We start from the raw sequence: 22,083 nt of genomic DNA on the forward strand, positions 1-22,083 counted from the left end.
TTTTAACGGAAATTTTTCAGGAACTTGAAATGGAATTCATGAAAATGCATAAAAACCCAAAATATTAAATGAAAAAATCCTTGGCAAAACATTTCCCAATGCTTTTTCTTCAGTTTTTGTTGATTGTTGGATTTTGCTCCTGTGAAAATCCACAAGAAAAAAAATTTAAAATAGGCTTTTCACAATGTGTAACCAATGATGCTTGGAGAAAGACCATGCAGGAAGAAATGTTCCGGGAACTGTCATTTTATCCTGATTTAAGTTTGGAGATCAAGGATGCCCAAGGCAACAATGCGTTACAAATCGAACAAATCCTAGAATTTCAGAGGCAAGGTGTGGATTTGCTGATAGTCTCCCCCAATGAGTCCAGTCCCATCACACCTATTGTAGAGGAAATGTATCAATCCGGTATTCCGGTGATTGTCGTAGACAGAAAAATAAACTCAAACTTATATTCAGCTTACATAGGCGGTGATAATTACGAAATCGGGATTACAGCAGGTCAGTACATCAAAAACCTGCTCAATGGAAAAGGCAGTATTCTTGAAATCTGGGGATTAAGAGGAAGTTCCCCTGCCAAAGAGAGGCACAGGGGATTGATGGAATCCCTTGAAGGATCAGAAATCAAAATCGTTTCCCAAATAGATGGCGAGTGGGAAAAGGACACGGCAAGGATACGACTAAAGGAATATTTGCTTCAGGCCAATGCCCCTGGTTTTGACTTGGTCTTCGGGCACAATGACGTCATGACGATTGGAGCCAATGAAATTGCGCGGGAACTGAATTTACCGAGCAAAATATTTGTGGGGGTCGATGCACTTCCCGGGCCCTACGGAGGAATTCAGGCCATTACCGACGGGGTATTGGATGCCACTTTTTTTTATCCAACCGGTGGGGATAAAGCCATTGAAGTTGCCGCAAAAATACTGGCTGGAGATTCCTTTGAAAAAGAGAATATTCTTCAAACCGCCGCAGTAGATGCCTCCAACATCCGGATCATGAAACAGCAGACGGATCGGATCATCAATCAACAATCCAGCATTTTCAGGCAAATGGAAATGATCGAAAGTCAATTGAAAATTTACAAAAGTCAAAGAGGATTGCTGATTGTGTTTGGAATAACCCTATTTATTGCCATCGTATCATTGGCATATGTTTTCAAATCCCTTAAGGATAAACAAAAAATAAACAGAGAATTGCAGCGAAAAAACAAGGAAGTCAATGAGCAGAAGGAAAAAGTCTTGTCTTTTTCCAAAAAAGCCGAAGAGGCTACCCGATACAAATTGGAATTCTTCACCAATATTTCCCATGATTTCAGGACGCCACTTACCCTCATCCAAGGGCCGATAGAGGAATTGATCCATCGCAAAGATGCCGCGCCCTTTAGAAACGATTTATTGATGGTGCGTAAAAACACCTTCCGGTTGCTCAGACTGGTAAATCAATTGATGGATTTTCGGAAAATCGATTCTGGGAAATTACAATTAAAGGTTTCAGAGCAGGTATTGCCCCCGTTTTTGGAGGAAATCATGTCTGTGTTCAATAAATCTGCAAAAGACAATCAGATACATTTCCGTCTGGTGTGCGAAAATCCAAAAATCAAATTGTGGTTTGATCCAAGCATGATGGACAAAGTAATGTTCAATCTTCTTTCAAATGCGTTCAAATTCACTCCAAAAAAAGGGACAATCTTGGTAAATGTAGAAGAAGATCCCTTGAAACATGAAGTTTTGATTACAGTGGAAGATACCGGACCCGGAATGAACAAAGAAGAAACCGAACATGCTTTTGACAGGTTTTACCAAGGGAAATCCGGGACGAGAATAACCGGTTCCGGTCTGGGTCTCGCTTTATCCAAAGAGCTCGTAGAACTTCAACATGGGACCATTGACCTCAAATCAGAAATGGGTGAAAAAACGGTATTCCTACTCAGGTTCAAAATGGGTAAAAGCCATTTTGAACCTGAGGAATTGTTCTCGGACCTGATTCAAGATCAAATTCTTGATTTTGAATCATTTTTGCCTGAACAAGACGACTCATTCCCCATTGAAAATGAGCCACCGGACTTGAAAAATACTGTTTTGATCATTGAGGATGACTTGGAAATCAGAAACTACCTCAAAAATAAACTCCAAACGTCCTACAGGATTTTGGAAGCTGAGGATACTTCATCAGCTTTTCTAATTGCTTTAGATGAAATTCCAGATTTAATCACTTGTGATCTCATGCTCAAAAACGGGAATGGATTGGAACTGATAAAAAAACTGAAAGCAACACCCCAAACTTCCTCAATTCCCATCATCGTAATCTCTGCCAAATCCAGCGAAGAGGATATGTTAAAAGGAATTAAGACAGGAATTGATGATTATATCACCAAGCCCTTCAGTATTTCCTTTGTCATGGAGCGTATTAAAACAATCCTATCCAATCGAAACCAATTGAAGGAACATTTCCTGCACGAATTGCCAAGGGAAGCAAATCCTTTGAATAGTGACAAGAAATTCAATAAAGCTTTTACATCGTTGGTTGAGGAGAACTTAAGCAATCCCCATTTTGGTGTCAATGAAATCTGCAAAGAAATTGGGTTATCCAGAGGCCAACTGTATAGGAAGACAAAAACTGTCTTAGGCTACAGTGTAAACGACTACATCACCAAGGTTCGACTCAAAAAAGCGAAGTATTTATTGATCAATGATTCCGGAAGCATCGCTGATATTTCGTTTAAAGTGGGCTTCAGTACTGCTGCATATTTTTCCACCGTATTCAAAAATGCATTTGGAATAACCCCATCCGAATATCGCGAAAACCAAACCCAAGGCAAAAAATGAAACAATTTTGAAACACTGAAACAAAAATGAAAATATAAATGACGATTTAAAATCTTTTATAACGTTTGCATTGCGCTTAAACAGCCTTTTTTATTTTAAAATAGATCCCTGGAACGATTTTATAAAAATTGGAAACGGGTTTAAAATTTAATTTTTTTAAAAGCTCATAGTTTAGAGGTAACAATAAACCATGAGCCAAAAAACCATATATTATTCTACAATATATTCAATTAGCGGATTTTTAATCTGCTTAAGTACCCTTGTGGTTTCGGGTCCAATCAGACTCATAAACGCACTTGCGGGAACACTCAATGCATTCCACGACTTTTACATCAAAGGGGTGGTCTCCTTAAGTAAAGAATCATTTTTTGGAACAACATTGTTTGGCTGTTCCAATTTCATTTTCGGAATTTGGTGTGATTTCCTAAATGGTAAAACTGGAAAAAGATTTTTGATGCTGATTGTATCATTTGGCTGTTTATCACACCTATTTCTGATCACTGGAATCTTACTTATCCAAATTTCACCGGTCTTCACCTTACCCTTTTTTTTAATTTCCATTTGCACCCCAGTAGGGGTAATCCCATTCGAAATATTTCAAGACAGATACACGGCAAGTGGACAATCACACCTTATCCAAAAAAAATTCAACTACTGTACTCATTCCAAATCTATTAAACTAAAAACCAATTTTCCACAATGATAAACCCCTTAAAATCATGAAAAGACAAATTTTACTAATCATCATCGCCTTGATGGTCACTGTCCCTGCTTTTTCCCAGCAGGCAATGGTGACAGGAACGGTGACTGACAAAACCACCGGGGAAGTCATCCCAGGAGTAACCGTCCAAGTTCGGGGAACTGTCCGAGGGACGGTAACAGACATTGATGGAACATATTCCATTGCTGCTGAGCCTACAGAATCGCTCCTGTTTTCCTTCATTGGATATGAAACACTAACGGAAAATGTGGGGAACAGAAGCATTATTAATGTTTCGATTGGAGAAGATATCTCGGAAATGGAAGCAATAGTTGTCGTCGGATATGGTACTCAGCGAAAAGCAGACATGACCGGCGCCATAGTCGCAGTAAATCTGGAACCCATCAAAGGCCAAAGCATGAGCTCTGGTAATCCCATGCAAGCCCTTCAGGGCCGGGTACCTGGCCTGTTGATAGAAAAATCCGGTGACCCTTCCGGGACGAGCAGTAGGGTCCTGATCCGAGGTACTTCTACTTTAGGCAACAATGATCCTTTATATGTTATTGATGGTGTACCGACAAAGCGTCAGGAAGTGTTTGCAAGCTTAAATCCTGAGGCAATTGAGTCGATCCAAATACTCAAAGATGCCTCTGCTTCCTCCATCTACGGCTCAAGGGCTGCAAATGGGGTAATAGTAGTGACCACCAAAAACAAAGCCTCCGGGGCAGATCGGCTTACGGTAACTGTGAACTCAAATGTCTCCATGCTTTCCGAAAAAAACCAACGGTATGACATGTTAAATTCTTTGCAGCGCGGGGAAGTATTGTGGAGGGCATCTGTCAATGATGGAGCAGACCCTACAAGTGGATATGGCGAGATCTATGATTTTGATTGGAATGGGGATTTCAACAACCCTGTGCTCAACAGTGTTTCCGCCAGACCATTTGTGGGAGGAAATCCAAATGTTCCTTCCGGCGATACTGACTGGCAGAAGGAAACCTACAAGACCGGCTATGTATTCAATAATGAAGTAACAGTGTCCACCAATTCAGAAAAATCATCATTGATGATCAATCTTGGACATTTAAAAAATACGGGCGTATTAAAACACACAGGTTACGAGCGGTATACCGGAAGGTTGAATGCGAACACCTGGTTGTTCAATGATAAAGTGAGGTTTGGTGTAAATTCCCAGTTTTCAACTTCTGAAGAAACATTGGCTTCAGGGGATGTTGGAAATGCGCCAACTCCCGGATTAGCGATTACCCTAGCGCCCACCATACCTCTTCGGGACAACAATGGCGAATTTGCAGGCCCAATTGGGGCAGGATATTCGGACAGAAATAACCCTGTATTGATGCAATACCTCAATAGATGGGACAACAACCGTAAAAACAACTTCTATGGAAATGTATTTGCGGAGTGGGAAATATTGGAAAACCTGAGTTTTAAATCCAGTTTAGGAATAGATTACAATGCTTTTCATAGAAAAGACATCGAACCGAAAGTCAACAATGGATTTATCACAAGGAACAACAACAGATTGATTCATGATACCAATGAGTTTTCAAGTTTGGTGTTTTCCAATATCCTGAATTACAAACTGAGTGTGGGTAAACATCGGTTTGATGCCTTATTGGGTACCGAGTCCATAAAGGATGACTTTTCAAGCATCATGTCAATGGCTGATGGGTTTGCTGTGGAAACAGAATCCTATTTTGTTCTTGACGCAGCCACTGGAGCCAAAACCAATACTGGTCGAGTAACAGGAAGCAGACTACTATCCCAATTTGGGAAATTGAATTATGCTTTGGAAGACAAGTATCTTGCCTCGTTTACGATTCGAAGAGATGGCTCTTCACGATTTGGTAAAAACAACAGATATGGTGTTTTTCCAGCGGCCACCATTGGTTGGAGACTTAGTGAGGAAGCATTTCTGAAAAACATCAAAAAACTTTCTGACTTAAAATTCAGGGCAGGTTATGGTGAGGTTGGTAACCAAGAAATCGGCGATCTGGCACGTTTTGGTTTGTACGAATCCAGATATGGTTCCAATCAATCCCAATTTATCGGGGGATTTTTCGAATACTATTACAACGTGGGAACGGCTTATGACATCAATGGAAATGGCACAGGAAATCTCCCTTCAGGCTTTGTGTCCGTTCAGGCTGAAAACCCTGATTTGAAATGGGAAACAACCAAGGAATGGAATTTAGGACTTGATTTTAGTCTTTTTAATTTTGCGCTGACAGGTTCTTTTGATTTTTTCACTAGAAATACCAGCGACATTTTGACAAGACCTCCCATTGCTTCTGCCATAGGAGAGGGCCAACAAAGGGTTTTAAATGGCGCCTCCACCTCAACCAAGGGATGGGAATTGGCATTGAACTATGCCAAGACCTATGAAAACGGACTTTCCTTAAGCGTAAGCACTAACTTCGGCGCATTCAAAGATAGGATCACCTTTTTGCCTGAGGAAGTCAGGGCTGCTTTCCCTGGTACTGCAGAAAACTCGATCATCGGCCAATCACAATTTTCAATATTTGGCTTTAAAACCGATGGTTTGTTCCAAAGTCAGGAAGAAGTGAATTCAAGCCCAACCCAGGTTGGAGCCAGACCAGGAGGAATAAAATTTATGGATTTAAACAATGACGGGGTAATCGATGCAGACGATCGGGATTTTATAGGAAACACATTGCCTGGATTGGAATACGGAATTGGTATTAATTTGGGCTATAAAAACTTTGATTTCGCTGTATTTGGATCAGGGGTAGCTGGAAGGATTGGGCTCGACCCCTATATTTTCTGGAACAATTTCGTGTCCGGTCGTGAAAATGCAGGTTTGGGGGTATTGAACGCCTGGACGCCAAACAACACCAATACAGATATCCCTTCTACATCATTGGCATTCAATGACACAAGAACATCAGACTATCTTTATAGAAACAATTCCTATTTCAAAATCAGGAATTTACAAATCGGTTATTCCCTTTCTGAATCAATTATCTCCAAATGGGGAGCTGTGAGCGGCGCTAGGGTATACCTACAGGGAGAAAATTTAATTTGGTTTACTCCCAAAAACTACATCGGTTCTGATCCTGAGCGAACAAATGTGGACAGGATACCTGTACCTACGGTGTTTTCAATGGGACTTAATGTAAACTTCTAATTTCCAAAAATCATGAAAAACAACATATTAAAAAATATAGCGCTTTTGGCGGCTGTGGTCTTGGGATCATGTTCAGGTGACTTTCTGGAATATGAGCCAAGAGGTGTGCTTTCGAGTGAAAATGTAGCAACTCCCCAAAATGCGGAGTCATTGGTAATTGCCGCTTATGCAGGTATCGGAAATGATGAAATGATCGGGCCTTTGACCAGTCTTTGGGTTTATGGCAGTGTCCGCTCTGACGACGCTTACAAAGGAGGAGGTGGCCGGGGGGATGTGGATGTCATCGATCGGTATGAACAATATAACCTTACCATTCCAGACCAAGGGGATTGGATGGCTCCACGTACTTGGACCAATTATTACAAAGCCATTTCCAGAGCTAATTTCGCATTATCAGTGATCAATTCCATCCCTGCTGAAGATTATGCCGAAAAGACAATTCGACAGGCAGAACTTCGCTTTCTAAGAGCACATTCCCACTTTATGCTCAAAACCCTGTTCAAGAAAATTCCTTATATTACCGAGGAATTAGCCCAGGAAGAAATAGCGCAAGTGACCAATGATGTTTCGAACGATGATCTTTGGAATAAAATTGCTGAGGATTTTCTTTTTGCTTACAACAATTTACCACAGTTTCAGGATGAGGTAGGGAGAGCAAACAGAAGTGCAGCAGCAGCATATTTGGCTAAATTACGCTTGTATCAGGCCTATGAACAGGATGAACAACACCGCGTGGTCAATATCAATACTGCTCGACTAGAAGAGGTGATTTCCTTTGCTGATCAGGTCGTTGGTGGCTTGGAGCGTGATTTTGGAAACAATTTCTTTGATGGATTTGACAACGGACCTGAATCAATTTGGGCAGTTCAGTTTTCCATCAATGACGGTACTGTAGTAAGCAGATTAAGTTACGTTACAGGATTAAATTCTCCGCATGGAACAGGATTGTATGGTTGCTGTGGATTCCATTTGGCCAGCCAAAATATGGTAAATGCATTCAAGACCGGTTCCAACGGGCTACCCTTATTGGATAATTTCAATGATCAGGACATCTTTAACACGGTATTACCGAACGGCACCACCCCTCTGGCTGCTGGGGTGACAGTGGACCCAAGACTTGACCATACAGTTGGAGTTCCTGGGAGGCCATTTAAATACAAAAACACCATAAACCAGTCTGGTGATATGGTATATAATTTCAGCTGGGCCAGAGATCCAGGTGTATATGGCTATTTCGGCAATATGAAAGAGCAGCAAGCTCCCGACTGTTCCTGTTACAGAAAAGAGGGACCATTTATAGGAACGTCCAAGAATATAGATTTTATCAGGTATGCCGATGTTTTATTGTTCAAAGCAGAGGCTCTTATCCAGCTCAACCGTTGGAATGAAGCCTTGCCGATTATCAATGAGATCAGGGCCAGAGCCGCTGCCAGTGCCGAACGCCCTTTAGCTGCAGGAGCCTCCAATATCTACAATGTAGGGCTTTATGAATCATTTCCAAATAAAGATTATGCCTGGAAAGCCCTGAAATTCGAAAGAAGACTTGAGTTTGGTATGGAAGGTCAAAGATTCTTTGATTTGGTAAGATGGGGAGAAGCCGCTGAGGTATTGAATGCTTATTTGAATAAGGAAAAAATAAAACGTGACTTCTTGGCCAATGCCAAATTTACAGCAGGAAGGGATGAATATTATCCCATCCCCCAACGTGAAATTGATTTCACCAAAGGAGTTTATAAACAAAATCCAGGCTATTAAAACCAATCGTTATGCTTATCCCATACAGTTCAATTTCAAATGTATCCGGAAAAGTTTGTTGGTGGTTAAATAACCCTTAATCCAAAAGAAAATCTAAATTCTCAAACCTATATCCCTCAATGCTGCTATCGAAATCCTATAGGGGTAGCGATAGCAGCTTTTTTTCCAACACTTTTAAACAACGTAAAGATGATCAAACATTTCACCAATATTTTGACCTTGGTTTGCTTGGTTCTGGTTCTTTCCTGTAACCAACAGGGTTCCCAACTGGTTAATGAAAACACTAAGGAATTCAACGAGGCCTACCGTCCCCAATTTCACTTTTCACCTCCTTCCCAATGGATGAACGATCCGAACGGAATGGTGTATTTGGACGGTGAATACCACCTTTTTTATCAATACTATCCTGACTCCACCATTTGGGGCCCGATGCATTGGGGACATGCCATATCTGAAGACATGGTCCATTGGGAGCATATGCCTGTCGCCTTATTCCCGGATGAATTCGGCTATATATTCTCAGGATCGGCAGTTGTGGACCACAACAATACCAGTGGATTGGGAACATCCGAAAACCCAGCCATGGTCGCGATCTATACCTATCATGATCCCGAAGGAGAAAAAGCCAAAAGAGACGATTATCAAACTCAAGGTATTGCCTACAGCACGGATCGGGGAAGAACCTGGACCAAACACGAAAACAACCCCATTCTCAAAAACCCAGGCATCAAGGATTTCAGGGATCCAAAAGTTTCCTGGGTAGAATCCAATGATGGAACAGGTCAATGGATCATGGCTTTGGCTGTCTTGGATAGGATCAGTTTTTATTCATCACCCAACCTTATCGACTGGGCGCATGAGAGTGATTTCAACCCATCTTGGGGCGCTTATGGCGGCGTTTGGGAATGCCCGGATTTATTTCCTCTGACCACAGCAGATGGAGAAGTGAAATGGGTGCTTTTTGTAAGTATCAATCCAGGCGGACCCAATGGAGGCTCGGCGACGCAGTACTTCATCGGTGATTTTGATGGCTCCAATTTCAATGTAGAAAGCACCGAAGTCAAATGGCTGGATTATGGTGCAGACAATTATGCAGGCGTGACCTGGTCCAATATCCCTAAAGCGGACGGAAGAAAATTGATGATCGGCTGGATGAGCAATTGGCTTTATGCCAATGTGGTTCCGACTGAAAATTGGAGATCTGCCATGACTGTCCCAAGATCTTTGGAATTGATAAAAAAAGGAAATGATTTCTTGGTAGCGTCCAAGCCTATAAAGGAATTGGAAAAACTCCGATCTTCCACTGAAACTGCTATAGGGGAAAACATAGCGCTGCGTGAAGAATTGGTGGAATTGGAACTTATACCCAAGGCCAATGATTTCAGCATCGAATTCAGCAATGCAGCAAATGAAAAAGTCCTTATTTCCAAGAAGGGTGATGTCTTGACATTTGACAGAAGCCAATCCGGTAAAATGGATTTTTCAGGGGATTTCGGAAAGATACACCAGGCCCCAATTGCCAATGAAAAAATCCAAAGTATCAGGATATTCTTGGACAGGTCCTCTTTGGAGATTTTTGTGAATGGTGGCGAACTGGTATTGACCGAAATCCTTTTCCCAAATTCACCTTACAACAAAGTGACATTGATTGGATTTGAGAATGAAAGCAAATTACATTATCTCAAATCAATATGGTAAAAAAGGGAATTGAGTTCATTCCCTTTTTTATCAAAACTTATGGCTAAACGAACTTCCTCTATCAAAAACCTCAAAAATAAATCATTCTTGAATGGAAAATCTAAAAAAGTCATGACTTATCCCTAGTTTTAGCCATTCACCCAAATAATCATTATTCATGCAAAGTAAACATTACGTCCTTTTCCTTTCCATCACGGCTGCGCTTGGAGGGTTTTTATTTGGCTTTGACACCGCTGTCATTTCAGGCGCCGAGCGTGACATCCAAGCTTTATGGGGATTAAGTGATTTGAGCCACGGCTTGGCCGTGGCAATGGCTCTTTATGGTACGGTATTGGGCGCATTGTTTGGCGGAATTCCTGCAGACCGTTTTGGGAGAAAAACTTCTCTGATTTGGATCGGCTTGCTCTACCTGGTCTCTGCCCTTGGCTCCGCCTTCGCTCCCGAGGTGTACTCATTTATGGTTTTTAGGTTTATTGGGGGATTGGGCGTTGGTGCTTCATCGGTTGTAGCGCCGATGTACATCAGCGAAATCGCTCCGGCAAAAAGAAGGGGACAGTTAGTTGCCCTTTATCAATTCAACATTGTCTTCGGTATCTTGATGGCCTATTTCTCCAACTACCTGATCGGCACGGCCAATTTGGCCGAGGCCTGGAGATGGATGTTGGGGGTTGAAGCGATCCCTGCCTTGATTTACAGTATATTGATTATCAAAGTCCCTAAAAGCCCAAGATGGTTGATCACCAAAAAACAGGATTTTGAAGGAGCAAGGGCCATATTGACCAAAACCGATCCGGAAGGGGTCGACGAAGCAATCACGCTTGCCATTGCCGAAAGCAAGGAAATCCGAGGAAAAATGGGTTTTGGAACATTGTTTACGCCTCGATTCAAAAAAATCAGTGGTTTTGCGGTCCTCATGGCCTTTTTCAATCAAATGTCAGGGATCAATGCCATCATCTATTTCGCCCCAAGGATCTTTGAATCCGCCGGGATTTCGACTGAAAATGCACTCCTATCCACCATCGGAATCGGCGCGATCAATATCGTTGCGACCATGCTGGGACTTTACCTGATCGACAGGATCGGGAGGAAGAAATTGATGTATATCGGTTCGGTTGGGTATATTATTTCACTTTCGCTCATGGCCTACAGCTATTTCGGCGGTTTTATAAGCAGTTCCCTCCTTCCCTTCTTTGTATTTGGATTTATCGCATCACATGCCATCGGACAGGGTTCGGTGATCTGGGTTTTTATTGCTGAGATTTTCCCCAACGAGCTGCGGGCCTTCGGTCAGTCCATGGGATCTTTTACCCATTGGATTCTCGCAGCAGTCATCGCCAATATTTTCCCTTTTGTGGCCAACAGTTTCGGCGCGGGGAATATCTTTGCTTTCTTTGCCTTGATGATGGTACTCCAGCTTCTATGGGTTGCATTTAAGATGCCCGAAACAAAGGGCCGATCCTTGGAAGAAATCCAGAAAGATCTACAAAAAAGCCATGTCTAAAAAAGTCGTTTGCTTCGGAGAAATGCTATGGGATTGCTTTCCCGATTATGAAATTGCCGGAGGTGCTCCGATGAATGTTGCTTTGAATCTTCAGCAGCTCGGGCTCAAGATCCAGATGATCTCACGATTGGGGGAGGATGAAAAAGGCATCGCCCTAAGGGATTTCGTGTCCTCCTATGGATTGCCCACCACGCTTATCCAAACTGACCCTGTCCACCCCACCGGTAAAGTAGTGGTAGACAACAGAGATCGAGAAAACATCAGGTACACCATTGTATCACCGGTGGCTTGGGATTTCATCGACTTGACGGAAGAAAACAAGAAAGCGGTGGACGATGCTGCCGCGTTTATTTTTGGAAGTCTCTCGGTGAGAAACAATAAAAGCTGGGACACCCTTCATCAACTCCTACACACCAAAACCCTTAAAATTTTTGACATCAACCTCAGAGCCCCTTTTTATGATTTCGAAAAAATAGAAATTGTGCTGGGTTTCACGGACATTCTCAAAATCAATGAAGAGGAATTGATGATTGTTGCGGATCATTTCGGGATTTCTGTGGAAGAAGAATATTCGGCCTTCCCTATCAATTTGAATCCAAACAGCAAGGGTGGAGAATCTTTTGGGATTTCTCCGGTCAGTCAAAAACTTTGCGAATTCCTCACCCAGCATTTCCCTATCCAAATGGTCTGCATCACCCTGGGTTCCCAAGGTGCATTGCTTTACCAAAAGGGCGTGTTTTTCCAACATGCAGGTTATCAAGTTCAGGTAGAGGACACTGTGGGTTCAGGGGATGCCTTTTTAAGTGGGTTTGTGAAGACCTATTTGGAAGGATCATCCCCAGAAGAAATCTTGGATTTTGCTTGCAAACTGGGCGCTTTTGTCGCTACCAAAAAAGGGGGGACACCCAAATATCGAATCGAGGAGATCGATAAAATTAGCTGAAGGCTGAAAGCCTGCATGGAATTCGATTTACTCATAACCTTGGAAAAAAATGCAAAGGTGAAATCAAGCGTGGGAAATTGAACCCGGGCAATGCATCACCAACGCCATCCCATCTTGAAATCCCCTGATAATCTGTTCCTTGTTTGCGATTTCTGACTTCACCATATTCGGTGCTAAGCCTAATTCTCTAAATAGTTCGATTTTCTTGCAGTTTCAGCCCCATTGGGAGACCCAATGCATATTTCGGGTTGAAGGGTTTCATTCCCATCCGGGGAATAAAAAAAAGAGAAACACGAAAGGAAGTTTACTTCGTGTTTCTCTTTTTTTATGCGTTTTAATATTAACCTTCCAATTGACTCTTTTTACAATTCAAAAGATCTTTAGGAATCCAGTCCGCCCCTAATCACCGTAGCAATTTCGGCCAATTCCTCTTTCGAAAGCTTCATTTTTGGTCTTGTGAAATTGATATCATCCATTGTCCTGAGCGGGACAAGGTGGACATGGACATGGGGAACTTCCAATCCAATCACCGCTACCCCAACACGGGTACATTTGATGGATTTATCGATCGCCTTTGCTATTTTCTTGGAAAAGACAAAGAGCCCAGCCAATAGATCATCCTCGAGTGCAAATATATAATCTGTCTCCTTTTTTGGGACTACCAAAACGTGTCCCTTTACCAAAGGCATGATATCTAAAAATGCAATGTAATTGTCATCCTCAGCAATGATTTCTGCGGGAATTTCTCTGTTGATGATTTTAGTGAAGAGTGTTGCCATAGTTACAAAAATAAAAAAATCCCGAGGGAGAAACCATCGGGAAATAAAAATTTAATAATTAATGTCGAGAATCTCGAATTCCAATTGGCCTGCGGGGGCGTTGATGGTGGCAATGTCGCCTTTGGATTTACCAACGAGACCCATACCAAATGGAGAAGCCAGAGAAATCTTACCTTCCTTCAAGTCGGCTTCTTCCTCAGACACCAAAGTATAACTGACAGTCATCCCGTTTTTCACGTTCTTGATTTTGACAGTACTCAAAATACCAACTTTAGATGGATCCATTTTGGAATTGTCCAAGATCCTTGCGTTTCCTACCACCTCTTCCAATTTGGCAATTTTAAGTTCCAACAAACCTTGAGCGTCTTTGGCCGCATCATATTCGGCATTTTCGCTCAAATCACCTTTGTCCCTAGCTTCCGCTATCTGCTTGGAGATATCTTGTCTCCCTTTGGTCTTCAAAGTCAAAAGTTCATCTTTCAATCTTTTCAGACCCTCCTCAGTGTAATACTGTATTTTTCCCATGGTCTATTTTTTTTTACTATGGCTATGAAAAATAAAAGAACGGTCTCATTGCTGAGACCGCCTTTCATATAGTTCGTTGTATTTATCTATGACAAAGATAAAGGAATAGAAACGATTAAGCAATTTAAAGGTTTAAAAAAGAAAATTGAGGTTCAACAAAACTGGATAGGCCGAAGCGAAAATGCTTTTTGCCGTATCATGAATGAACCCGCCGAAAAAGCGGCCATATCCTTGTTCCCAATCCATTCATTTTATTTGCCTAGTCCCTACTTCCAAAGTCAAGAAATGGATTTGGTAGGAAGTGCTTTTTGAAACTTCAAGCCATTTAAAATAAATTCTAAACCCCTTTGTTTCCTACTCCTGGTTATTTGAAGGCTTTAACAATTTTGGACACCAGTACTTTATTGATTTTTTCATAGGATTGAAAAGTCCATCCGGCAACATGGGGAGAGAACATCACATTTTCCCTACTTGCCAATTTTTCGAAAGCAAGGCGTTCAGCAGATGTAAAACTGTTGAATTTCTCATTTTCCAAAACATCCAAAACTGCTCCTTTCAAAATTCCTCGTTCGAAGCCTTCGTTGATGGTGTCAAAAGAAATGATTTCTCCCCGGGCGGTATTGATCAAGTATATGGGTTTTGCAAATTGCTCCAAAACCTCAGGGGTGATGAAATTCCTGGTTTCATCGGTGAGTGGCACATGCAAGCTCAAAATATCAGCCTCCCCGACAAGCCGCTTGAAACCAACTTCCTCCACATATTCATTTCCAAAACCTTTTTTGTACTTGTCATAGGCCAAAACCAGCACATCGAATCCCCTAAGTTTTCTGGCAAATGACTCGCCCATGTTCCCATAACCAATGATGCCCACGGTTTTCCCTGCCAATTCCTCTCCCCTATTTTCCTCCCGCTGCCAAATACCCTTGCGGACCTGTACGTCGGCTTGTGAAAGATGGTTGAACAAACCAAGCAACATCCCAATGGCATGTTCCCCAACAGCATCCCGATTTCCTTCCGCTGCTGTAAAGAGTTTGATTCCCTTTTTCTCCAGGTATTCCAAATCGATTTTGTCAAGGCCTGCACCAGCCCTGCCGATAAATTTCAATCCAACCGCTTTCTCCAACAAGGCCTTATCCATCGGCGTCTTGGATCGGATGATCATGCCTTCATAGTTTCCGATGACTGCTTCTATCTCCTTTCGCGTTATTTCCGGTCTATAATCCACCAAGTGTCCTTCCTTTTCCAATAAGGAATGGATACTTGGATGCATTTCGTCTATGATGAGAATTTTCATGGGTTTTGGGGATTATGAAAATTATTGTTGAATGATTTTTTTCAGAACGGCATCCATTCTTTTTGGGCCTGCCTTTTTTTATACCTCCTTTAAAGGTTCAAAAGCAAGGTCGCAACACCGAAATAAACAGCCAATCCCAAAAGATCATTTGCCGTTGTGATGAAGGGCCCAGAAGCCATGGCGGGATTGATGCCATATTTGTCCAAGACCAGCGGTGTCACCGTCCCCATAAACGAGGCCAACAACACCACACAAAACAAGGCAATGCCCACCGTCAGTCCAAACCTGAACTCAAAACCATAAATGAAAAACACGGTGCAGAATACAAAAGCGCCGAGCATCAGGCCATTGACCAAAGCCACCAAAAGACCTTTGATAAACCTGTTGAGAATGGATTCCTCAAAAACCGATTTCGCCGCAAGCGTCTGTACCACGAGGGAAGAAGATTGGATTCCAACATTTCCTCCTGTAGCAGCAATGAGGGGTATAAAGGAAGCCAATGCAATGTATTTGCTGAGTCCATCCTCAAAATAACCGATGATTTGAGAACCCATCAATCCCCCGACTACCCCAATAAGCAACCAAGGCAACCTGGCCTTCGAAATCCTAAAGATGCTATCTGATTCTTCCACATCACTCGAAAAACCCGTCATCGCCTGGATATCTTCCTCGGACTGTTCACGGATGACATCCAAGATATCATCGACAGTAATCCTACCCAAAAGTTTATTTTTTGAATTGACCACGGGTATGGATTCCAAATCGTATTTACGCATGATTTCCGCTACCTCCTCTTGGTCCATTTGTGTGGGCACAGAGAACACCTCAGGCTCGTAGATATCGGCGATTTTGGTGTCGGAGGAGGCCAGAATGATTTTTTTGAGCGAAACCCTTCCAAGGAGGTGTTGTTTATTGTCGACTACATAGATCGAATAGATTTTTTCCACCTTTTCTGCCTGACGCCTGATTTCATCGATGGTTTGAATCACGTTCCAGTTTTGGTTCGCTTTGATGAATTCCTTTCCCATCAATCCCCCGGCACTGTCCTCATCATATCGCAAAAGATCTACGATATGTGCGGATTTTTCCTTGTCCTGGAGATGGCTGATCACATCTTCCCTGTCTTTATTGTGCACCAGATTGAGGATATCCACGGCATCATCAGATTCCATCTGATCGATCAGCTTTGCAAGCTCGAAAGCTTCCATTTCCCTGATCACTTTGACGACAGAATCTTCTTCGAGCTCTATCAGGATATCCGCCGACACATCGGACGGCATCAATCTGAGGACATAAATAGCCTCCTCCATATTGAGCTCGTCCAGGAGCGCGGCAATATCCGCCACATTGACACCCTCCAAAGACTGGATGATGTAATCATTCTGTTGGTTTTCGATCCCCTCTTGGAGGCTTTCCAAAAACTCCTTGGATAATTCGAAAGATTTTATGTTTTCCAAGATTTCTGTATTTTATTGGTTAGCTCCACGAATTCGGCCACATCCAGCTGCTCTGCTCTTTTGTCCAAAACGGGATCCGCTTTCATTTCTTCTGAAAGGGACATTCCCTTCAATGCATTCCTCAAGGTTTTTCTCCTTGTTCCAAAACCTTGTTTGACCACGCTGAAAAACATTTTTTCATCACAATCAAGTTTTTGGGTTTGGTTTCTGGTCAATCGGATCACGCCGGAATTGACTCTTGGAGGAGGATTGAAAACCTCCGGGGGAACCGAAAACAAGTATTCGATATCATAGAAAGCCTGTAGGAAAACCGAAAGGATTCCATAATCTTTGTTTCCTTTGGGCGAGGCGATTCGCTGCGCCACTTCCTTTTGGAGCATACAGACGACTTCCGTCACCTGGTCTTTGTTTTCCAGAACCTTGAAAAGAATCTGGGAAGAGATATTGTAGGGAAAATTCCCGATGATGGCATATTGCCCCTCCATAATCGGCGCAAAATCCTTTCTGAGAAAATCTGCCTCGATGATGCGCTCTGTAATCTGTGGATATTTATTGTTGAGGTAAGCAATGGATTCCTTGTCAATGTCTACCAGAAACAGCTCCCATTGTTTTTCCAATAGAAAATCTGTCAAAACTCCCATTCCAGGACCTATTTCCAAGACCTTCTTCACCCCTTGGTGGCCAGTGAGAGAATGGGCGATATTCTCGGCAATCCCCAAATCAATGAGGAAATGCTGTCCAAGGTGTTTTTTAGGTTTGACTTTTTGCATATTCAATACTCTAATATTTTTATTATAAATTGCAGGTCAAAATTAAAACAATTCTAGCTAGGGTCTCTAATTATTTGCTTTGATAAAGCGAATGTTTTTGCCCTTTTTTGACAAGGTATTGATTCCAAATAAATTCTTGGGAAGAATACCGAAACATTTTGCACAAAATCATTTGCTTTACGTCAACTCAAATTTTGATGAATCCAAGAAAAAACAAACCCATAATAGGAATCAGTATAGGAGATATTAATGGTATCAGTGCCGAGGTGACCATGAAAGCCCTGATGGACAACCGCATCCATAAAATCATTACTCCCGTGATCTATGCCCATGGAAAGGCATTGACTTTTTACAGGAAACACTTGGGCATGGATGATTTCAATTTTATGCAGATCAGGTCCATCAATGAAGTCCATCACAAAAAAATAAATGTCATCAATGTTCTGGAGGAAAGTCCTGAAGTAATTCCCGGAGTGGAAACACAGGAAGCGGGAAAGCTTGCCCTTGCCGCTCTAGACCAAGCCATCGCAGATCTCAAGGAAAACAAAATTGATGCTTTGGTGACAGCACCCCTGAACAAAAGCAATATCAATTCCGAGGCGCTCAAATTTGTTGGGCATACCGAATATCTGACAGAGGCCTTTGGCATCAATAAGAGCTTGATGTTTTTGGTGGCTGAAGGTATCCGGGTGGGGGTAGTCACCGGACATATCCCACTCAAAGAAGTTCCAAATCAGGTGACGGCAGCGAACATCAAGGGGAAATTGGAGATCATGATTCATTCTCTCCAACATGATTTTGGTATCCCAAAGCCAAGGATCGCAGTATTGGGTTTAAATCCGCATGCTGGTGAGGACGGTTTGTTAGGGGATGAAGAGGAAACCATCATCAAACCAGTCATAGGGGGATTTAAGGAAAAAGGACATTTGGTTTTTGGCCCATATCCGGCAGATGGTTTTTTTGGGATGATGCACCAGAAGAAATTCGATGGGGTTTTGGCAATGTATCATGATCAGGGATTGATTCCTTTCAAATCACTGGCATTTGAAACCGGGGTGAATTTCACCGCGGGACTCCCGATCATCCGGACTTCTCCCGATCACGGGACAGCCTACAACATCGCGGGAAAGAACATTGCCAATGAGGGATCCATGTCTGCTGCAATCTTTCAAGCTTATGACATCATTAAATCCCGGACAGGTTGGGAAGAAGAGGAGAATTGATCCATGGAAAGATTTTGAGCCTTCAAAATGGGTTTTAAGATTTGAAAAACAGTGGTTTGGGCAGTGGCGAAATAGACTGCTGAGAAAGTTTGGCAAAGATTCCCAAAATAATTTCAGACCAAATTTTATATTTCTAAATTAGTTCGCTAAATTTGCGGTCTTAAATGAATAGGAAGAGGCGTGAAATTCTTGAAAGCATACGATATTGATCTCATAAAATTAAAGGAGGGAAAGCATGATTTCACTTTTGAAGTGAAGGATGATTTCTTCGGGAATTTTGATCCGAATGATTTTGTAAGCCAAGGAAATCTGAGCGCTAAAATCCAAATCAATAAGCAAAGTTCGCTTATCGAAGCTTATTTTGAGATTAAGGGAACAGTAAAGCTGACCTGCGACAGGAGTTTGGAAGAATTTGATTTTCCCCTTTCAACTGTAGAAAAAGTGATTTATAAATACGGACCTGAGGAACAAGAACTCAGTGAAGATCTATTTATGATTCCCCAAGACACGCAGAGCATCAACGTAGCCCAGTTGATTTATGAATTTATTCTGCTTGCCCTCCCTGCAAAGAAAATTCATCCGGATTATTTAGAAGAGATGGATGATGAGGACTTTGAAGGCGATGGCGATCTAGTATATATTTCCGACAGGAAATCGGACGATGCAGACGAAATCACGGAAGCATCCGAAGAGCCTAAGGAAGACCTCGACCCAAGATGGGAAGTTTTAAAAAAATTAAAGAAAAAAGATTAATCTAAATTGTATAGAGATGGCACATCCTAAGCGCAAAATTTCAAACACCAGAAGAGACAAAAGAAGAACTCATTATAAGTTAACTGCTCCAGGTCTTGCAAAATGTCCAACCACAGGTGAATTCCATTTGCCACACAGAGCTTTTTGGCTTGATGGCAAATTGTATTACAAAGGTCAGGTAATCATGGAAAAAGAAGTTCTTGCTTAACTTCTTCAAAATCCAAAACATTAAGAAAATAGCGTAAGCTGTTTGATTAAATCCGTTCGAAACCGTAGTTTCGAATGGATTTTTTTATTTAACAATGACTGGTTTTGGGATTTTTGCAAAAGATAATCCCATCTTCCTCATTCAAATGGTAAAAACCTTTGGTGGTAAGCGTCATTTTAAATAATTTTAAAGCTTAATTGCAATTTCCTTTTGGAATAAAGTATGCTTTATAAAAAAACACCTTAAAAATCCTCAATTGTGTTGTCATTCGGCAGCGATTGGGATTTTAATCAAATAGTGAATGGAAAAAACCAGAGCAGTAATTACAGGAGTCCACGGTTGGGTTCCTGAATACATCCTTACCAATCGGGAATTGGAAACGATGGTGGATACCAATGACGAGTGGATTGTTTCCAGAACAGGAATCAAGGAAAGAAGGGTTCTAAAAGGTGAAAACCAAGGAACTTCCGTCATAGGGACCAAAGCAGTAAGTGGACTTCTGAAAAAAACCCATACTGATCCAGAAGAAATTGACTTGATCATCTGTGCCACTGTCACCCCAGATATGCCCTTTCCAGCGACAGCCAATATTATCGCTGATAACGTAGGGGCCAAGAACAGTTACAGCTTTGACATCTCGGCCGCATGTTCTGGATTTCTATATGCTTTGACCATTGCCAGCCAGTTTATTGAAACAGGCATGCACAAAAAAGTGATCGTAATAGGGGCGGATAAAATGTCTTCTATCGTAGATTATCAAGACAGGTCTACCTGCATTATTTTTGGTGATGGAGGCGGAGCCGTATTGCTGGAAGCCACAACTGAAAACATTGGAATAATGGATTCCATGTTGCATTCCGATGGATCTGGAGCTCCCTTTCTTCATATGAAAGCAGGCGGAAGCAGAAAACCTGCCACCCTTGAAACAGTAGCTGCCAGAGAGCATTTTGCATTCCAAGAAGGTTCTTCCGTTTTCAAATTCGCGGTAACCAACATGGCAGAAGTAAGTGCCCAGATAATGACCAAAAACAACCTGAAAGCGGAGGATGTAGCTTGGCTTGTCCCCCATCAAGCCAACAAAAGAATCATTGATGCAACCGCCAACCGAATGGGAATCGGCATGGATAAAGTCATGATGAACATTGAAAAATACGGAAATACCACAGCAGGAACCCTTCCCCTTTGTCTTTGGGATTATGAATCCAGAATGAAAAAAGGAGACAATATCATCCTTGCCGCTTTTGGCGGTGGATTTACCTGGGGATCTATTTTCCTGAAGTGGGGCTACGACCCAAAATAATTTAAATACTAGACAGAAAAAATATGGCATCTTTGGCAGATTTTAAAAATGGATTATGTCTTGAATTTCACAATGACATCTATACCATTACAGAATTCCAGCACGTGAAGCCTGGAAAAGGGCCAGCCTTTGTAAGAACCAAGCTGAAAAGCCTTCGATCGGGTAAAGTATTGGATAAAACTTTCAATGCTGGCGAAAAAATCACCACCGCAAGGGTGGAGAAAAGAGGACACCAGTTTCTCTATTCAGATGAAATGGGATATCACTTTATGGATACGGAAAACTTCGAGCAAATCCGAATCGATGAAAAATTGATCGAAAGATCCAACCTTTTGAAAGAGGGGCAATTGGTGGACATCATGGTCCATGAGGAAACGGAAACTCCCCTTGCTGTGGAACTCCCTCCTTTTGTGGAACTGATGATTACCTATACAGAACCCGGCATCAAAGGAGACACCGCTACCAATGCTCAAAAATCAGCGACCCTCGAAACCGGAGCAACTGTCATGGTTCCTTTGTTTGTCGAGCAAGACATCATGATCAAAGTGGATACCCGAGATGGATCCTATTCTGAAAGAGTCAAATAATATTAAATAGCGGCCAGTTTTTATTAAATTAAATCGCTGTTCAGTTTTTAAACAAAATGTAAACCCAATGTCAATTTGGGAATCCTAAACCAAGATTTTATATGAAAGCCAAAGAGATTCAAGAGTTAATAGATTTTATTTCAAACACTGGCCTAGCCGAAGTGAAAATTGAAACCGACGAATTCAAACTTTCCATCAAAAAATTTCCTGATACTACGGTAGTGAAGTCCGACAACAATCCGGGGCATCACCAAGTCTCCAATCCAGTTGCGGCAGCACCAGTGGCGGCACCTGCAGCTCCTGCACCTGTAAAGGAAGAGACAAACAATTACATTGAAGTCAAATCTCCAATGATTGGCACTTTTTACAGAACAGCCAATCCAGATTCTGACCCTTTTGTCACTGTTGGTGACCGTGTGGTGGCTGGACAGACGGTGTGCATCATCGAAGCCATGAAACTTTTCAATGAAATAGAATCAGAAATTTCCGGTAAAATCGTAAAGGTTTTGGTAGAAAACGCTACACCTGTGGAATACGATCAGCCATTGTTCCTGGTAGATCCTGCCGGTTAATTCGTTTTTGTTACTTAGACC

The 22,083-nt window shown here is 42.0% G+C and carries 17 protein-coding genes; 12 read left to right on the forward strand and 5 right to left on the reverse strand.

Annotated features, from left to right (window positions below; all coding sequences use genetic code 11):
* The first annotated feature begins 68 nt into the window (after positions 1-68).
* From Q7J63_RS20230 to Q7J63_RS20255, 6 genes are all read left to right on the forward strand, one after another.
* Positions 69-2,828 carry a substrate-binding domain-containing protein gene (locus Q7J63_RS20230; RefSeq protein WP_304888810.1) on the forward strand — a complete coding sequence of 920 codons (2,760 nt, stop codon included), beginning with the start codon at positions 69-71 and terminating at the stop codon, positions 2,826-2,828.
* Between the two features lie 719 nt (positions 2,829-3,547).
* Positions 3,548-6,697: a TonB-dependent receptor gene (locus Q7J63_RS20235; RefSeq protein WP_304888811.1), complete on the forward strand. Its 3,150-nt coding sequence runs from the start codon at positions 3,548-3,550 to the stop codon at positions 6,695-6,697.
* 12 nt (positions 6,698-6,709) lie between these two features.
* Entirely contained in the window at positions 6,710-8,452 is a 1,743-nt protein-coding gene (locus Q7J63_RS20240; RefSeq protein WP_304888813.1) for a RagB/SusD family nutrient uptake outer membrane protein, read from the forward strand.
* Positions 8,453-8,641: 189 nt separating this feature from the next.
* The gene (locus Q7J63_RS20245; protein ID WP_304888814.1) at positions 8,642-10,150 is read left to right on the forward strand and encodes a glycoside hydrolase family 32 protein; all 1,509 of its coding nucleotides are present in this window, start codon (positions 8,642-8,644) and stop codon (positions 10,148-10,150) included.
* Between the two features lie 157 nt (positions 10,151-10,307).
* Positions 10,308-11,651, forward strand: coding sequence for a sugar porter family MFS transporter (locus Q7J63_RS20250; RefSeq protein ID WP_019597096.1), 1,344 nt, complete (start codon positions 10,308-10,310; stop codon positions 11,649-11,651).
* Entirely contained in the window at positions 11,644-12,594 is a 951-nt protein-coding gene (locus tag Q7J63_RS20255; protein WP_304888815.1) for a carbohydrate kinase, read from the forward strand. The genes Q7J63_RS20250 and Q7J63_RS20255 overlap by 8 nt, the downstream gene beginning before the upstream one ends.
* Positions 12,595-12,974: 380 nt before the next feature.
* Here Q7J63_RS20255 and Q7J63_RS20260 read toward each other — a convergent pair whose 3' ends face one another.
* The 5 genes from Q7J63_RS20260 to rsmA all read right to left on the reverse strand — a co-directional run bounded on the left by Q7J63_RS20260 (position 12,975) and on the right by rsmA (position 17,419).
* Positions 12,975-13,373: an HIT family protein gene (locus Q7J63_RS20260; protein WP_019597098.1), complete on the reverse strand. Its 399-nt coding sequence runs from the start codon at positions 13,371-13,373 to the stop codon at positions 12,975-12,977.
* Between the two features lie 51 nt (positions 13,374-13,424).
* The gene (gene greA, locus Q7J63_RS20265) at positions 13,425-13,898 is read right to left on the reverse strand and encodes a transcription elongation factor GreA (RefSeq protein WP_019597099.1); all 474 of its coding nucleotides are present in this window, start codon (positions 13,896-13,898) and stop codon (positions 13,425-13,427) included.
* A gap of 364 nt (positions 13,899-14,262) precedes the next feature.
* Positions 14,263-15,192 (reverse strand): NAD(P)-dependent oxidoreductase, encoded by a 930-nt coding sequence (locus Q7J63_RS20270; RefSeq protein WP_019597101.1) that lies wholly within the window; start codon positions 15,190-15,192, stop codon positions 14,263-14,265.
* Positions 15,193-15,281: 89 nt separating this feature from the next.
* Positions 15,282-16,649 (reverse strand): magnesium transporter, encoded by a 1,368-nt coding sequence (gene mgtE, locus Q7J63_RS20275; protein WP_304888817.1) that lies wholly within the window; start codon positions 16,647-16,649, stop codon positions 15,282-15,284.
* Positions 16,637-17,419, reverse strand: a complete 783-nt coding sequence (gene rsmA, locus Q7J63_RS20280) for a 16S rRNA (adenine(1518)-N(6)/adenine(1519)-N(6))-dimethyltransferase RsmA (protein ID WP_019597103.1) — start codon at positions 17,417-17,419, stop codon at positions 16,637-16,639. Before rsmA ends, mgtE begins: the two co-directional genes overlap by 13 nt.
* Positions 17,420-17,616: 197 nt before the next feature.
* Between rsmA and pdxA the strand changes: the two genes are divergently transcribed.
* The 6 genes from pdxA to accB all read left to right on the forward strand — a co-directional run bounded on the left by pdxA (position 17,617) and on the right by accB (position 22,062).
* Positions 17,617-18,642 carry a 4-hydroxythreonine-4-phosphate dehydrogenase PdxA gene (pdxA, locus tag Q7J63_RS20285; RefSeq protein ID WP_304888819.1) on the forward strand — a complete coding sequence of 342 codons (1,026 nt, stop codon included), beginning with the start codon at positions 17,617-17,619 and terminating at the stop codon, positions 18,640-18,642.
* 180 nt (positions 18,643-18,822) lie between these two features.
* Positions 18,823-19,395 carry a DUF177 domain-containing protein gene (locus Q7J63_RS20290; RefSeq protein WP_304888820.1) on the forward strand — a complete coding sequence of 191 codons (573 nt, stop codon included), beginning with the start codon at positions 18,823-18,825 and terminating at the stop codon, positions 19,393-19,395.
* 16 nt (positions 19,396-19,411) lie between these two features.
* Positions 19,412-19,603 carry a 50S ribosomal protein L32 gene (rpmF, locus tag Q7J63_RS20295; RefSeq protein ID WP_019597106.1) on the forward strand — a complete coding sequence of 64 codons (192 nt, stop codon included), beginning with the start codon at positions 19,412-19,414 and terminating at the stop codon, positions 19,601-19,603.
* Between the two features lie 301 nt (positions 19,604-19,904).
* Positions 19,905-20,903, forward strand: coding sequence for a beta-ketoacyl-ACP synthase III (locus tag Q7J63_RS20300; RefSeq protein WP_019597107.1), 999 nt, complete (start codon positions 19,905-19,907; stop codon positions 20,901-20,903).
* Positions 20,904-20,926: 23 nt separating this feature from the next.
* Positions 20,927-21,490, forward strand: coding sequence for an elongation factor P (gene efp / locus Q7J63_RS20305; RefSeq protein WP_019597108.1), 564 nt, complete (start codon positions 20,927-20,929; stop codon positions 21,488-21,490).
* A gap of 101 nt (positions 21,491-21,591) precedes the next feature.
* Complete coding sequence (gene accB, locus Q7J63_RS20310) at positions 21,592-22,062, forward strand: acetyl-CoA carboxylase biotin carboxyl carrier protein (protein ID WP_019597109.1); 471 nt, start codon at positions 21,592-21,594, stop codon at positions 22,060-22,062.
* Positions 22,063-22,083: the final 21 nt, after the last annotated feature.

It is taken from the genome of Rhodonellum sp. (genome assembly GCF_030656585.1).
GTDB lineage: Bacteria > Bacteroidota > Bacteroidia > Cytophagales > Cyclobacteriaceae > Rhodonellum > Rhodonellum psychrophilum.

Excerpts from the sequence above, each read along its gene's own strand:
- efp (WP_019597108.1), top strand. The coding sequence starts at position 20,927 with ATGGCATCTTTGGCAGATTTTAAAAATGGATTATGTCTTGAATTTCAC.
- Q7J63_RS20260 (WP_019597098.1), bottom strand. The coding sequence starts at position 13,373 with ATGGCAACACTCTTCACTAAAATCATCAACAGAGAAATTCCCGCAGAA.
- pdxA (WP_304888819.1), top strand. The coding sequence starts at position 17,617 with ATGAATCCAAGAAAAAACAAACCCATAATAGGAATCAGTATAGGAGAT.
- Q7J63_RS20300 (WP_019597107.1), top strand. The coding sequence starts at position 19,905 with ATGGAAAAAACCAGAGCAGTAATTACAGGAGTCCACGGTTGGGTTCCT.
- greA (WP_019597099.1), bottom strand. The coding sequence starts at position 13,898 with ATGGGAAAAATACAGTATTACACTGAGGAGGGTCTGAAAAGATTGAAA.
- Q7J63_RS20270 (WP_019597101.1), bottom strand. The coding sequence starts at position 15,192 with ATGAAAATTCTCATCATAGACGAAATGCATCCAAGTATCCATTCCTTA.
- Q7J63_RS20235 (WP_304888811.1), top strand. The coding sequence starts at position 3,548 with ATGAAAAGACAAATTTTACTAATCATCATCGCCTTGATGGTCACTGTC.
- accB (WP_019597109.1), top strand. The coding sequence starts at position 21,592 with ATGAAAGCCAAAGAGATTCAAGAGTTAATAGATTTTATTTCAAACACT.
- rpmF (WP_019597106.1), top strand. The coding sequence starts at position 19,412 with ATGGCACATCCTAAGCGCAAAATTTCAAACACCAGAAGAGACAAAAGA.
- Q7J63_RS20250 (WP_019597096.1), top strand. The coding sequence starts at position 10,308 with ATGCAAAGTAAACATTACGTCCTTTTCCTTTCCATCACGGCTGCGCTT.
- rsmA (WP_019597103.1), bottom strand. The coding sequence starts at position 17,419 with ATGCAAAAAGTCAAACCTAAAAAACACCTTGGACAGCATTTCCTCATT.
- Q7J63_RS20240 (WP_304888813.1), top strand. The coding sequence starts at position 6,710 with ATGAAAAACAACATATTAAAAAATATAGCGCTTTTGGCGGCTGTGGTC.
- Q7J63_RS20230 (WP_304888810.1), top strand. The coding sequence starts at position 69 with ATGAAAAAATCCTTGGCAAAACATTTCCCAATGCTTTTTCTTCAGTTT.
- Q7J63_RS20255 (WP_304888815.1), top strand. The coding sequence starts at position 11,644 with ATGTCTAAAAAAGTCGTTTGCTTCGGAGAAATGCTATGGGATTGCTTT.
- Q7J63_RS20245 (WP_304888814.1), top strand. The coding sequence starts at position 8,642 with ATGATCAAACATTTCACCAATATTTTGACCTTGGTTTGCTTGGTTCTG.